Annotated in this window: 10 protein-coding genes; 1 reads left to right on the top strand and 9 read right to left on the bottom strand. The window is 50.0% G+C overall.

The genetic code is table 11. The features are described from left to right. Nucleotides 1-37: 37 nt before the first annotated feature. From BLR06_RS09940 to ilvD, 5 genes are all read right to left on the bottom strand, one after another. Nucleotides 38-1,069 (bottom strand): 2-hydroxyacid dehydrogenase, encoded by a 1,032-nt coding sequence (locus tag BLR06_RS09940; protein ID WP_092072262.1) that lies wholly within the window; start codon nt 1,067-1,069, stop codon nt 38-40. 16 nt (nt 1,070-1,085) lie between these two features. Continuing rightward, nucleotides 1,086-2,591, bottom strand: a complete 1,506-nt coding sequence (locus tag BLR06_RS09935) for an FGGY-family carbohydrate kinase (protein WP_092072259.1) — start codon at nt 2,589-2,591, stop codon at nt 1,086-1,088. Nucleotides 2,592-2,621: 30 nt separating this feature from the next. Then, nucleotides 2,622-3,716, bottom strand: coding sequence for an alcohol dehydrogenase catalytic domain-containing protein (locus BLR06_RS09930; protein WP_092072257.1), 1,095 nt, complete (start codon nt 3,714-3,716; stop codon nt 2,622-2,624). An 87-nt stretch (nt 3,717-3,803) separates the two neighbouring features. Beyond that, nucleotides 3,804-5,135, bottom strand: coding sequence for a GntP family permease (locus tag BLR06_RS09925; RefSeq protein ID WP_092072254.1), 1,332 nt, complete (start codon nt 5,133-5,135; stop codon nt 3,804-3,806). Nucleotides 5,136-5,383: 248 nt separating this feature from the next. Next, nucleotides 5,384-7,021 (bottom strand): dihydroxy-acid dehydratase, encoded by a 1,638-nt coding sequence (ilvD, locus tag BLR06_RS09920; protein WP_092072251.1) that lies wholly within the window; start codon nt 7,019-7,021, stop codon nt 5,384-5,386. 223 nt (nt 7,022-7,244) lie between these two features. On the opposite strand from ilvD, the gene BLR06_RS09915 reads away from it, so the two are divergent. Beyond that, a complete protein-coding gene (locus BLR06_RS09915; protein WP_092072248.1) occupies nt 7,245-8,105 on the top strand; it encodes a MurR/RpiR family transcriptional regulator in 861 nt (286 codons plus the stop codon). Nucleotides 8,106-8,291: 186 nt separating this feature from the next. Here the strand turns inward: BLR06_RS09915 and iolG are convergent, their stop codons facing one another. The 4 genes from iolG to BLR06_RS19540 all read right to left on the bottom strand — a co-directional run bounded on the left by iolG (nt 8,292) and on the right by BLR06_RS19540 (nt 12,366). Further along, complete coding sequence (iolG, locus tag BLR06_RS09910) at nt 8,292-9,314, bottom strand: inositol 2-dehydrogenase (protein WP_092072246.1); 1,023 nt, start codon at nt 9,312-9,314, stop codon at nt 8,292-8,294. A 41-nt stretch (nt 9,315-9,355) separates the two neighbouring features. Further along, nucleotides 9,356-10,189 carry a sugar phosphate isomerase/epimerase family protein gene (locus BLR06_RS09905; RefSeq protein ID WP_173812860.1) on the bottom strand — a complete coding sequence of 278 codons (834 nt, stop codon included), beginning with the start codon at nt 10,187-10,189 and terminating at the stop codon, nt 9,356-9,358. 165 nt (nt 10,190-10,354) lie between these two features. Beyond that, nucleotides 10,355-11,815, bottom strand: a complete 1,461-nt coding sequence (locus BLR06_RS09900) for a sugar porter family MFS transporter (protein WP_092072243.1) — start codon at nt 11,813-11,815, stop codon at nt 10,355-10,357. 305 nt (nt 11,816-12,120) lie between these two features. Further along, the gene (locus BLR06_RS19540; RefSeq protein ID WP_092072240.1) at nt 12,121-12,366 is read right to left on the bottom strand and encodes a hypothetical protein; all 246 of its coding nucleotides are present in this window, start codon (nt 12,364-12,366) and stop codon (nt 12,121-12,123) included. Nucleotides 12,367-12,429 lie beyond the last annotated feature (63 nt).

The raw sequence follows: 12,429 nt of genomic DNA, 5'->3' as shown, positions 1-12,429 counted from the left end.
CGCCCGTAACCTGACGAGTGATCCTTTCTCAAAAACCTCAGTTTACAAACCAGTCCGATAAGTCTTGCCGCCGCAGCGCCTGCTTCAATTCCTGCAACAACAAATAGGGCGTTTGCCGGAAAGTGTCCCTGGTGGCCCCGGCCAAATGCGGCGTGAGCGTAACATTATCCAGCGACAACAGCGGATGGTTCTGCGGCAGCGGCTCTGTCCAAAATACGTCCAGGGCGGCTCCGCCAATGCGTCTTTCCTGCAGGGCGTTCAGCAGGGCAGCCTCATCAACCAGTCCGGCCCGGGCTGTATTGATCAGGTACACGGTTGGTTTCATCCAGGCAAAAGCCTCCCGCCCGATGAATCCGGCAGTGGCTTCGCTAAGCCGGGCATGGATGCTGATAAAATCAGACTGGCGGCATAATTCTTCCAAAGTGGCCTGGTGAACACCAGCCGCCTGCAGCTGGCCGGCGCTGACATAAGGATCATAGACCAGTATTTTCACCCGGAATCCGGCCAGCTTTTGCGCCACCAGCCGGGCAATATAGCCAAAGCCAACCAGTCCCACAACCTTCTCATACATGTCGCCCATAAAGGCTGCATTGGCGTACTTCTTTTTCCACTGCCCCTGCGCCAGAGCGGCATGGCCCTTGGCCAGATTGCGCAGCTCGGCCAGCATTAAAGCCAGTGTAAAGTCTGAAACAGCCTCGGCATTGCGGCCCATTGTTTTCATTACTTTGATTCCTTTGGCACTGGCTGCCTTTACATCAACATTTTCGGTGCCGGCCCGGCAAACCCCGATATAGGCTGCCGGGGCGGAGGCGATCAGCGCAGCGTTCAGCGGCGTATGATGAGTAATAATGACATCGGCCCGTTTTACCTTGTCTGTTAGCTCAGCCGGCGGCTGACCGGCGTCGGGGCCGTATTTCTCGACCTGACTGCGTAAATGCCAGAATTCCTCTTCACTGGCCGGCCGCCAGTCAACGCCTTCTACCCTTGTGTCTGCCCCGAAGACTTCCCTTACTGCTTCGGTTAAAGCCGCAGCCGGCAGCATTGGATCACCAACCACTAAAAAACGCATGCTCTTAAACCCCTTTCTATACTAAACAACAGTCAATTTTACGGTTGATATCTTTAATGCCAAAATACAGGTGTTTGTAAACGCCCTCATACTGTTTGCGATATTGAAGATGGCGCTCCTCATTTGGCGTATAGCTAATTTCCCGACGCTTTATCCTCCTTACAGCATCATCCGAATCTTGATACATTCCGGCGCCCAGGCCGGCCAGCATGGCTGCTCCCAAAGTAACAACTTCAGGAATATCCAGACAGACAATGGGTTTGCCCAGAATATCCGCCTTCATTTGCATCCAGAATGGCGATTTGGTAGCACCACCGGTTACATGAACAGCACGAACCGGCTGATCGGCAACCTGCTCCATACTCTCCATAATAATGGCAGCCTCATAACATAAGCCTTCCAAAATAGCTCTGGCCAGGCAGGCCCGGGAATGAGCGGTTGTCAGACCGACAAAAGCCCCCTTGGAAAGCGGATCGGCGCCGGGTGTATACTTGCCGCGAAAATGCGGCAGCATAAACACGCCTTTTGCTCCCAGAGGAGCTGTTTGCGCTTCTTCCACCAATACATTAAAATCCGTTGCCGCAATCTCTTTGGCAAACCACTCCAGAATGCAGCCTGATGAAATCACCTGACCGGCAATATAATATTGATCATTCACAACATAGTTTACACAGGTAAAATTGGTATCGATGTGGCGCAAATCATTCGCCGGCTGATCGACCACCATCAAAATTTGCTCACTTGTGCCAATGGCGCATAAAACATTGCCGGGTTCCAGCAAACCACAGGCAAAAGCCCCGCATACATAATCCAAACCGCCGGTAAACACCGGTGTTCCGGCTGGAATGCCGGTGGCAAGCGAAGCCTTTGGCGTTACCGGCCCGATAAACTCGGCCGAGCGCTTTAATTGTGAACATATTTCCAGCGGAATCTGGGCATGGGCCAGAATTTCCTCATTCCAGCAGCGATTGCGTAAATCGGCGGCCATTGTCCTGCAGCCTACCGATAAGTCAACAACCGCTTGTCCGGTCAGGCAATATGCGCCATAATCCTGCATGGACACCCAGCGCTTGACTTGGCTGAACGTCTCGGGCATCTTATCGCGTATCCACTGGACTTTGGTAATGCCGGCCATTGGATTGGGTACAAAGCCGCTGATTTCGTATATTCGTTCGGCGCCGAATGAATCCCGCCACCATTGGGCAACCTCTTCCGTCCTGGTATCAAACCAGGCAATGGAACGATGAATCCAGCGGTCATTCTCATCCAGCAGCACACCGGCTGCACCCATGCTGGCAATGGCAATACCGTCAATCTTCTCATCGCCCAGCTGGCCCGCAACCTCTTGCAATACAGACTGAACCGCTTGCCAAATTTGGTCCGGGTCAAACTCCGCCCAGCTGGTCTCCAGATAATGAGTAGTCACCGGCCGCGAAGCAGCGGCTTTTAATGTTCCGTCCACACCGTAGGCCGCTGCCTTGCAATTGGTACTTCCAATGTCAATACCGATTAAACACGCCATTTTACCCCTCTCCCCGTCCTAAAATGAAAACTATTTTACTACAATTACCCCCGGATGTCCGGCAATTTCCTCCGTCAGCTCATCAATAAACGGGCTTACCGTAACCCGTAAGCCAGCTCTCTCATTGACTAAATCCAGCCCTGTTTTGATTTTATCCAGCGAAACCACATGGGTTAGGAGTTTTTTCGCCGATACTTTGCCGCTGCGGATCAATTCCAACGCCAAAGCATTATGGCGCGGCGCGGAAGAAAACGCCCCATATACGGTAATTTGCCGATAATGAACATGATTAACATCAAATGCAATGCTTGGCTGACTTTTCGGCAATCCGGCAAACAAACACACTTTCCCCATTTTACCGGCCATTGCGATCCCCAGGTTCTGAGCTTCATGCGTTCCAGCCGTAACAATGACTACATTCGCCCCCAGGCCCCCGGTCAATTCCATAACTGCCTCAATGCCGTCAGTGGCGCTCAAATCAACATAAGCATCATAGCCGAATTTTCTCGCTTCCTCCAGCCGCCGGGCGCTGCGGTTAATTAAGATTACCTTACCCGCCCCTCTGGCCCTCGCCACCTCGGCATGCATGCAGCCAATCGGTCCGGCGCCAATGACGGCCACGCTGTCGCCCAGGCCGATATTCATTACCTCCTGCCCATTTAAAACGCAGGCCAGCGGTTCGGCCAGCGAGGCTTCCAGATAAGTAACCTCATCCGGTATCCGGTTGATATTGCCGGCGGTGACAGCCCCGGCCGGAATGAGCAGGTATTCGGCAAAGCCACCGTTATAATGATGGGCGATCGTGGTCCTGGTGTAGCACATATTCTGCCAGCCCGACGAGCAGTAGGAACAATGATTGCAGCCGATGCCCGGCGCGACAATCACCCGGTCTCCCGCCCGGAAATTTTTCACCTCCGGGGCTGTCTCGACAATTTCACCGGCAGTTTCATGGCCAAGCACAATTGGCGGTTTGATTGCCGCGTGTCCATGCCGGAAAGTACGTAAATCACCACCGCAAATAGCGCAGGCTTTGACTTTCAGCAGAATAGAACCGGGCGTAAGGCCTGGTTTTTCCAGCTCCTCAATTTCTATTTCCTCAATTCCTTTGTACACTGCTGCTTTCATTCCGCAGTTCCTCCTCTGACAATGTTTTCTTAATTAAGCCTGGCTCCGACCGGTTAACCTGCGCCCGGCCGGACGCCAGGCAAGGGTTTAGACCACCTGGGCCAGCAGTAAAATAAAGATGAGTGCAGCCACAGCAATAATGGTTTCCAAAACGGTCCAGGTTTTTAACGTATCCGTCACTGACATGCCAAAATATTCTTTAATGATCCAAAAGCCGGCGTCATTGACATGAGACAGGATTAACGAACCCGCACCTACGGCCAGAACGATCAATTCCGGTGCAATTGTGCCCTGATTCATCACCATTGGGGCTACAATGCCCGCTGCAGTCATCATTGATACAGTCGCCGAGCCTGTAGCCACCCGGATCATCGCGGCAATCGTCCAGGCCAGCAGGATAGGATTAAGCTCAAAGGAAGCCGCCAGATTGGCAATCTCGCTGCCAATCCCGCTGTCCAGCAGCACTTTATTAAAAGCGCCGCCGCCGCCAATCACCATTAGAATACCGGCCATTGCCGGCAAAGACTGGTCGCAAAACCGGCCGATTGTCGCCATATTATACTTGCGGTTAAGTCCGAATGTATAAAAGGCGAATAGCAACGACAACAGCAACGAAATAAACGGACTGCCGACAAATTTTAAAAATCCGTACCAGGCGCTGGTTTTCGCCATCGTCAAATCGGCAATTGTCCCCAGCAGCATCAGAATGACCGGCATTAAGATCGTAAGCACGGTAATGCCAAATCCGGGCATCTCATGGTCAGCCCGGCCGGCCTTGATCTGGCCGGAGAAGGCTTCCGGCACCGGCAGATGCGGCATCCGGGGCGCAATAAAAGCGGCGAATACCGGCCCGGCCAGCGCGGCTGTCGGCAACCCGACAATAATACTGTATAAAATAGTCTTGCCTACATCAGCCTTAAAAATGTCCACTGCCGCCATCGCCGCCGGATGAGGCGGCACTAAACCGTGGACCACCGATAATCCGGCAACCAGCGGCAAGCCCAGTTTCAATAAAGAAAGTCCGGTTTCCTTGGCTAGGGTAAATACCAGCGGGATTAACAGGACAAAGCCAACCTGGAAAAACACCGGAATACCGACAATAAAGGCAACAAACATCATTGCCCAGTGAACCCGTTCTTTGCCAAACGCCCGAATCAGCGTCTGGGCAATCCGTTCAGCGCCGCCGGACTCTTCCAGCATCTTGCCCAGCATTGTGCCAAGTCCCAAAACAATGGCAATAAAACCCAGAGTGTTGCCTAAACCGGCTTGAATGGAGCCGACAATCTTGTCAAAAGGCATTCCCGCCGCCAGGCCGAGAAAGACAGATACGACCATCAGCGTCACAAAGGGATTGATTTTAAACCGCGTAATCATGATTAGAAGTAAGAATACCGCAATAACAGCATATCCGATTAACATACATCAGACCTCCTCTTATCTTTCCTTACCGATCACAGAACCCCCGTAGTCTCCGGCATCACCCCCTCCCGCAATTGTCTGCAGCATCCGGTTAACCGCTCGCAACACCTCTGTCCATTAGGTATATTTTGAATAATCAGTTTTTTTATAACAGCACACCTACCGTTCGCTGCACGTAGCCGGAACCGCCGCCCGGCGGCTTCAGCCGGAAAATCAATTCCGGCCGGAGCTCCGTCAAGCGGGTAGCCTCAGCTGCGCCGTACAGCCCCGTCGGCGGCCGGGGCAGCGCTTTGCCCATACAGCCGGAGAAAAGCACTGGGCTCATTCATTTGATGTTTTTGCAGTTCAGCCCTGCGGCTTTTCAGCTCAGCCTCGCTAATTTCCCAGTGAAGGGAACGTTTGGCAATATCAATCATAATTTGATCACCGGTCTCGACCAGGGCGATTGGTCCGCCGGCGGCGGCTTCCGGTGATAAATAGCCAACAGACAAACCGGCTGAGGCGCCGGAAAAACGACCGTCGGTGATTACCGCAACATTGTTCAGTTTGACAATAAGTTCTGTAATCCGGTGCATTTCCCGCATTCCCGGGCCGCCTACCGGGCCTTCATTGCGGATAATAATGACCTCGCCGGGTTGCACCAGGCCGTCCTCCAGTGCGCTGGTACATGCTTCTTCCGACTCAAACACCCGGGCAGGGCCGGAAAAACACCACAATTCTGGCGGAACGGCCGAACTTTTTACCACTGCTCCCTCCGGCGCTAAATTACCGGACAACACTGCAATTCCGCCTTCAGCGGCAAACGGCTCGTCAAAACACCGGATGATCCGGCCGTCAGCAGCCGGAGCGTCAGTCAATAACTGCGCTACTTCCACGCCGTCAACCGTTAGGGCCTCAGGCTGCAGCACCGGCTGCAGTTCCTTCATAATGACCGGAATACCGCCGGCCGGATAAAGATCGGCCACCGTATAGTCCGTGCTGTTCGGCGAAACCCGGACAATGAGCGGCGTAACCCGGCTGATCCGGTCAAAGTCCTCATAGGCTACCTTAAGACCGCATTCATGGGCAATCGCCGGTAAATGGAGTATGGAATTGAGCGACCCGCCAATCCCGGCTACCAGGGCAATCGCATTATGAAAGGCCTTGGGGGTCATAATATCCCGGGGTCTAATCGTTTGTTTCAGCAGCCGCATAACCGCCTGACCACTGTTGTAGGCGACAGCTTTACGCTCGGCGCTCAGTGCCGGGACCGCCGCCGAACCTGACAGCGACATACCCAAAGCCTCGGTAACCAGACACATGGTATTGGCTGTTCCCAAAAACGGGCAGACACCGGCGCTGGGGTAATATTTCAGCGTAATATCAAACAGTTCTTCCTCCGATATTCCGCCCTGTAAAAAGCTTTGACGGGCTTGCTTGGACTGCCAGGGTTTAATTTCATTGACCATTGGCCCGCCGGTTACAACAATGGAGGGTATATTCATTCTGGCCGCCGCCATCAACAGTCCGGGCACAATCTTATCACAGGACCCCAGCAAAACCATTCCGTCAAAAATTCCGTGGCCACAGATCATGGCCTCTATTGAGTCGGCAATTAATTCGCGGCTGGGCAGTACATAACGCATACCGCGATGCCCCTGGGCAATCCCGTCGCAAATTGCAATTGTATTAAACTCCAGGGCATGACCTCCGGCGAGTGCAATTCCCCGCTTGGCCTCATCCGCTAAATCCCGCAGATGACAGTGCCCGGGAACAATTTCATTCCAGGTATTTACTACAGCGATGATGGGTTTGCCCAAATCGCGATACTTTGCCCCGCACGAGCCTAAATGAGCTTTGGCAATTGCCCGCTGGTAAACCGGCATCTTATCCATGGCCTGATTCATTTCGATTGCTCCTCTTATGATATTTTTATGTCATTTTATAAGTTTATAATAAAAATTAATTTCATTTTCATTATAAACTTAGCTGCCGGCTTATTGCAATATTTTTTTCTATTTTTTATATCTATATGAAATAAAATTTCAAAAAATTATTTATTTGCAGGTTCAACGTCAATTCTGTACAATTAACCTATACCAACAATACGACTGAACCTCGGAGGATACTATGTCAGAAACCCCAACCCATTTATCATGTTTGCCGGTACTGCGCAGCATGCATAGTGATTTGACCAAAGCCGAACAAAAAATAGCCGATTATATCTTGAATAACCCGGCCGACGTCGTTCATATGACCATTTCAGAGCTAGCCGAAGCCGCCCGGAGCGCCGAAGCCACTATTTTTCGCTTATGCCGTAAACTCGGCTTTCCCGGCTTTCAGGGCTTAAAAATCGCCCTGGCCGGCGATATATTCTCCCCTATGGAATCAGTGTCGCGGGAGGTTGACGTTGATGACTCGGCCGAGCTTTTTTCGGCTAAAATCTTTGGCAATATTAACGAGGGCTTGCAGGACACTCTAAAGCTATTAGATTACAGTGCGCTGGAAAACGCAATTCAGACGCTGACCGCGGCCAGGCGGATTGACGCTTACGGTTCAGGCGGCTCGGCCATCATTGCCGCCGATATCGAACACCGTTTTCTGCGCTTCGGTATTCCAGTCCGTTTTTACGCCGACAGCCATATGCAAATCAGCTCTGCCGCCTTACTCCGCCCCGGCGATGTGGTCATTGCGGTTTCCCATACCGGGGCCAGCAGAGAAATTCTGGAAGCTGCCCGGATCGCCAAGCAATCCGGAGCGACTATAATTGCCATCACCAGCTATATCAGATCCCCCCTCAGCCAGCAGTCGGATATTGCTCTATTCGGCATGGCCAGGGAAATCAATTACCGTTCCGATGCGATGGCCTCCCGCTTGATCCATTTGGCCATCGTTGATTTGCTCTATACCGGAGTGATGCTCAAGCATCCTGATTTGCTGATTGATAATATGAAGAAAGTCCGTGTTGCCATTTCCACCCTGCGGCTGTGACAAAACAACAAAGAGGGGCTCATTAACCAGGGATAAGGGGAAATCAAAGGCAGCAGCCGGAAGCCGCCTTAGTTGTAAAACGAAGAAACAGGTTCCTTGTTTGCAAAAGCAAACAAGGAACCTGTTTCTTCGTTTTATCCGTTATTATACTGCCTGTCACTGCTGCCGGAAACAACAGCTACCGGCTTATACCACCAATTCCGTTAACTTGACTGTCCGCCCCTCCTCCATTGACTTTTGCGCGGCTTGGGCGATTAATACCGGCATTAGTCCGTCATAGCCCGTAACGGGGGATTCCGTATTCTGTAAAACAATATTGGTAAACGCTTGCGCTTCATCGACAAAAGCCTGATGATACCGCTCAAGGAAAAACCATTTGGGCTTTTCACTGAAAACGCCCTCTTTGGTACTAATCACCGCAGTATCAATAAGATCATTGGAATTTTGTACACAACCTTTGTCGCAATGCACCTCAACCCGTTGATCGTAACCGTAACGGGCAGCCCGGCTGTTGTCAATTACCCCAATTGCCCCGTTTGCAAATTTCAGCAGAACAATTGCGGTATCCACATCGGAGAATTGACGGATGCGTTCGTCAATATTAACTGCGCCGATTGCGGTTACCTCTGTTACTTCACTGCCGGATAAATAACGCACCATATCAAAATCATGAATGGTCATATCAGCATATATTCCGCCGGATGTGCCGATATATTCCATGGGCTGTTGTTCAGGGTCACGGGAAGTCACTTTTACAATGTGCGGCTTGCCCATGCGGCCTGAAGCCACGATATCTCTCACCTTTTTATGATTATGGTCAAAACGCCGCACAAAACCCACCTGCAATTTAACCCCGGCTTGTTCTACCGCCGCCAGCGCTTCTTTAATCTTAACAACATCGGTATGAATTGGTTTTTCGCAAAAAATGTGCTTTTTGGCTTGAGCCGCCTGAATAAGCAGATCGGCATGAGACTCTGAAGATGAGCAGATAAACACTGCCTCAATCTCCGGATCGTTAAAAATCTGGGCCGGATCATTGTAAATCTTCTTTACCCCTAACCCCTGGGCCCAAGTCCGCATCTCACTATTCATGTGCACATCAGCAACAGCTTCCAGTTTTGCATTCGGCACTGAAAATGCCAAATTGTTGCCATGCAGCTTACCGATTCTTCCTGTCCCGATAATACCTATTTTTACCACTCTTGACATCGTTTTCTCTCCCCCAAAAATATTGTATGGTCATCTGCCGCTCATAGAAATTTGCGCGTCTTCTCCGCTGCCAGCCGAAAAACATCGTCCGGGTCCATAGCCCAGTATTCCGGCCGGAAAAGCTCTACTGACGCAACACCCTCATACCCCTTTTTATGAAGTCTTTGGGTAATTTCCGCCAATGGGATAACCCCGTCGCCGGGAAACAGCCTGTGGCAATGATCCAGCTCTGCCAGCGGCAGATTTTCGCTGTCATCAATATGATAAACAAATATTTTTTCCGCCGGAACCAGATCGATGGCTGCCATATCCTGCAGTTTATCATAGAGAAAAAGATTGAAGGCATCTATTGCCACCCCGACATTCTGACGGTCTACAGCATCAATAATAGCCATGCACTGCCTCAGGTTCCGTACGCACCAGCGTGGATTTCCGATTGGTTCAAAAGCCAGCTTCATATCGTACGGGGCCGCAATATCGGACAACTTACGCAAAACTTTTACACTGTCTTCAAATATTTCCTGTTCCGTCTTGTTAATCATGGCATCGTCCATTGTGGGAACAACAACAATGTAGGGATTGCCAATTTTTTGCCCTGCCTCACAGGCAAAAGTAAATAGCTCAACGACCTTTGCCCATTGTTCTTCCGTACGAAAATTAATATCCTCGATAGAGTTAAACGCATAAGGTTTGACATTGCTTGCAGCAAAAAAGCTCTGCAGTTCTGCTATGGAGTGTCGCTGCAAATAGTCTTTCAGCATATCCAGCCGGATTTCGATATAGCTATAATGATACTTTTCACAAAGCATCAGGTCTTGCTCCAGTGTGGAATTCTCTTTGCATGTAGCTTCATTCATACCAAGTTTCACAGCCATCTTCATCTCCTAACTTATCATTTTAACGGGCAGTTTGGCAACGCTGCCCAGTCAATTGCCGCATAGAAAGGTAAAACAGTCTGTTAAAATCATCATTGAAAAAGGCTCAGTTCCGCAACCGTTTATTCATTGATATTCCGCCTTGCGAGAATGAATTTGAACAATTTATAATTTTCTGCAATCTATAGTTTTATAATTTCTGAAACAATGCTCCAATTGTTCAAGCGTACGTCCTTTGGTCTCCGGCAGCCACTTGGCTACAAAGAAAATTGCCATTAAACCGCCAAATGCGAATATAAAGAAAGTTTGCGATAAACCAATGCCATGCAGAAAGACCGGGAAACATAACCCGACGGTAAAATTGGCTATCCACGAAAAAAATACGACGGTCCCCATCCCAATTCCTCTCAGGCGCAGCGGAAATATTTCAGACATGATAAGCCAGGTAATCGGTGCACTGCACCCTTGTTGGAAAGCCATAAACGTTACTGTCATCGACAGAATCAGATAAGGAAAAAACGGTTGATCAGACAAAGTCATTGAAAAAACACCAATAAAGCACTGCGTAATGGTAGTCATGGTAAGCCCAATAAGAAAAATAGTCCGTCGACCAAGTTTCCCCAATAACCACATGCCCACTAAAGTCGCCGTTACTGAAATAACGCCATTTGCCGTATTGGCAATCAACGCAGCCTGCATGCTAAAGCCGGCCTCTTTCAGAATCTGCGTTCCATAATAATTAATGGCATTTACACCCGTAATCTGCTGAATAATGCCAACCCCAATTCCAATAAACAACAGCCGCCGAATCCAGGGCGTTACCGCAAACTCCTTAGCACTGGCTTTTTCCAAATGCGCTTCAGCATCGACAACTTCTTGAATTTCTTTCAATTCAGCAGCTGCACGCTCTTCTTCCCGTACCCGCTTTAGCACATTTAGGGCTTCGCCAAACTTTCCTTGTACTACCAGCCAACGGGGGCTTTCCGGCAACACCAGCATCCCCAGCCATAAAACTACAGCCGGTATTGAGGCAATAGCCAGCATCCAGCGCCAAATATGGCCGGTATCCCCATAAATATTTCCCAGGATCGCATTCATTAGAAAGGCCAAAAACTGCCCGGTTACAATCATCAGTTCATTTTGTGTAACTACACGGCCTCTATTCTCTGCGGGAGACATTTCCGCCAGGTATGTCGGCACTGTAACAGATGCGCCGCCCACGGCCAAACCAAGAATAAAACGAAACACAATCATAATATCTGAAGTCGGCGCGAGTGCGCATCCAAGCGCCGCAAAGAAAAACACACATGCCAAATAAAGAATATTTTTCCTTCTGCCGAATCGATCAGACAGACGCCCTCCTAGAACAGCCCCCAGAGCTGCGCCAAAAAGAAGCGAGCTTGCAACAAGTCCTTCCTTGAAAGGCGTAAGATTCAATTGGTCCGGCTGCGCCATAAAAAGCAAAGCGCCATTAACAACACCTGTGTCATAACCAAACAGTAATCCTCCGAATGTCGAGATAAGGGCAATCATCCTCAGATATGCTTTCGGCGTACGTTTACTTTCGTTTGGTGTTTGTACCTCCTGCTGCTTAACATTGGACCCCAAGGGATTCTGGTTATCCATAAATTATGCCTCCTTTTTATATTTTCCAGATTGCTTTAAAGCTTTACCATCACCTCAATTCTTCCACTTTACGTCTTCAACCGCCGGCACATCCCCGGAGCAGGCATGGCTGGGCCAGCATGGTGGCGGACGCGCCGCCAAAGCCCTTCAGGCTTTTACCGGAAACGGCTTAATCGCATAAAACTGACCGTCATTGGTATAAGCGGTTGAACCATCCTGCCATGTTTGATTACGGCAATTTTATTGCCGCAGGGCAACCCCGCGGTAAGCCCGGTCATCATTTTTTTGAAAAAGCGTACTTTCCATCAGGCGAATTCTTCACGCGATCCCGGGACTATAGCACTTTTTCTGGCAACGACAGAGTAGTAAAGAGTTATTTTTTCTTTGTTTTCAGTATAACTGCAATAATCAAGATCAAAGACTACGATAATATTATGTATTTTGGCATATTCAAGCGCCGGCAGTGTAACCTCGCGTGAAGGCTGACTGCCAGGGCTGTTCCGGGAAGCAGCAGTATTTTGCTGTTTTTGACCCAGATATTTTTTAAACATAGTGCCTTTCTCCAACGGCTGGTTCATATCCACCGGATTAAAATCCGCCGCTGGGACCGGTCA

This window comes from Dendrosporobacter quercicolus, assembly GCF_900104455.1.
Taxonomy (GTDB): Bacteria; Bacillota; Negativicutes; order DSM-1736; family Dendrosporobacteraceae; genus Dendrosporobacter; species Dendrosporobacter quercicolus.
Note: the sequence above shows the minus strand (reverse complement) of the source record. Positions and strands in the feature narration are given on the sequence as shown.

Excerpts from the sequence above, each read along its gene's own strand:
- BLR06_RS09940 (WP_092072262.1), bottom strand. The coding sequence starts at position 1,069 with ATGCGTTTTTTAGTGGTTGGTGATCCAATGCTGCCGGCTGCGGCTTTA.
- BLR06_RS09925 (WP_092072254.1), bottom strand. The coding sequence starts at position 5,135 with ATGTTAATCGGATATGCTGTTATTGCGGTATTCTTACTTCTAATCATG.
- BLR06_RS09905 (WP_173812860.1), bottom strand. The coding sequence starts at position 10,189 with ATGGCTGTGAAACTTGGTATGAATGAAGCTACATGCAAAGAGAATTCC.
- iolG (WP_092072246.1), bottom strand. The coding sequence starts at position 9,314 with ATGTCAAGAGTGGTAAAAATAGGTATTATCGGGACAGGAAGAATCGGT.
- BLR06_RS09915 (WP_092072248.1), top strand. The coding sequence starts at position 7,245 with ATGTCAGAAACCCCAACCCATTTATCATGTTTGCCGGTACTGCGCAGC.
- ilvD (WP_092072251.1), bottom strand. The coding sequence starts at position 7,021 with ATGAATCAGGCCATGGATAAGATGCCGGTTTACCAGCGGGCAATTGCC.
- BLR06_RS19540 (WP_092072240.1), bottom strand. The coding sequence starts at position 12,366 with ATGTTTAAAAAATATCTGGGTCAAAAACAGCAAAATACTGCTGCTTCC.
- BLR06_RS09930 (WP_092072257.1), bottom strand. The coding sequence starts at position 3,716 with ATGAAAGCAGCAGTGTACAAAGGAATTGAGGAAATAGAAATTGAGGAG.
- BLR06_RS09900 (WP_092072243.1), bottom strand. The coding sequence starts at position 11,815 with ATGGATAACCAGAATCCCTTGGGGTCCAATGTTAAGCAGCAGGAGGTA.
- BLR06_RS09935 (WP_092072259.1), bottom strand. The coding sequence starts at position 2,591 with ATGGCGTGTTTAATCGGTATTGACATTGGAAGTACCAATTGCAAGGCA.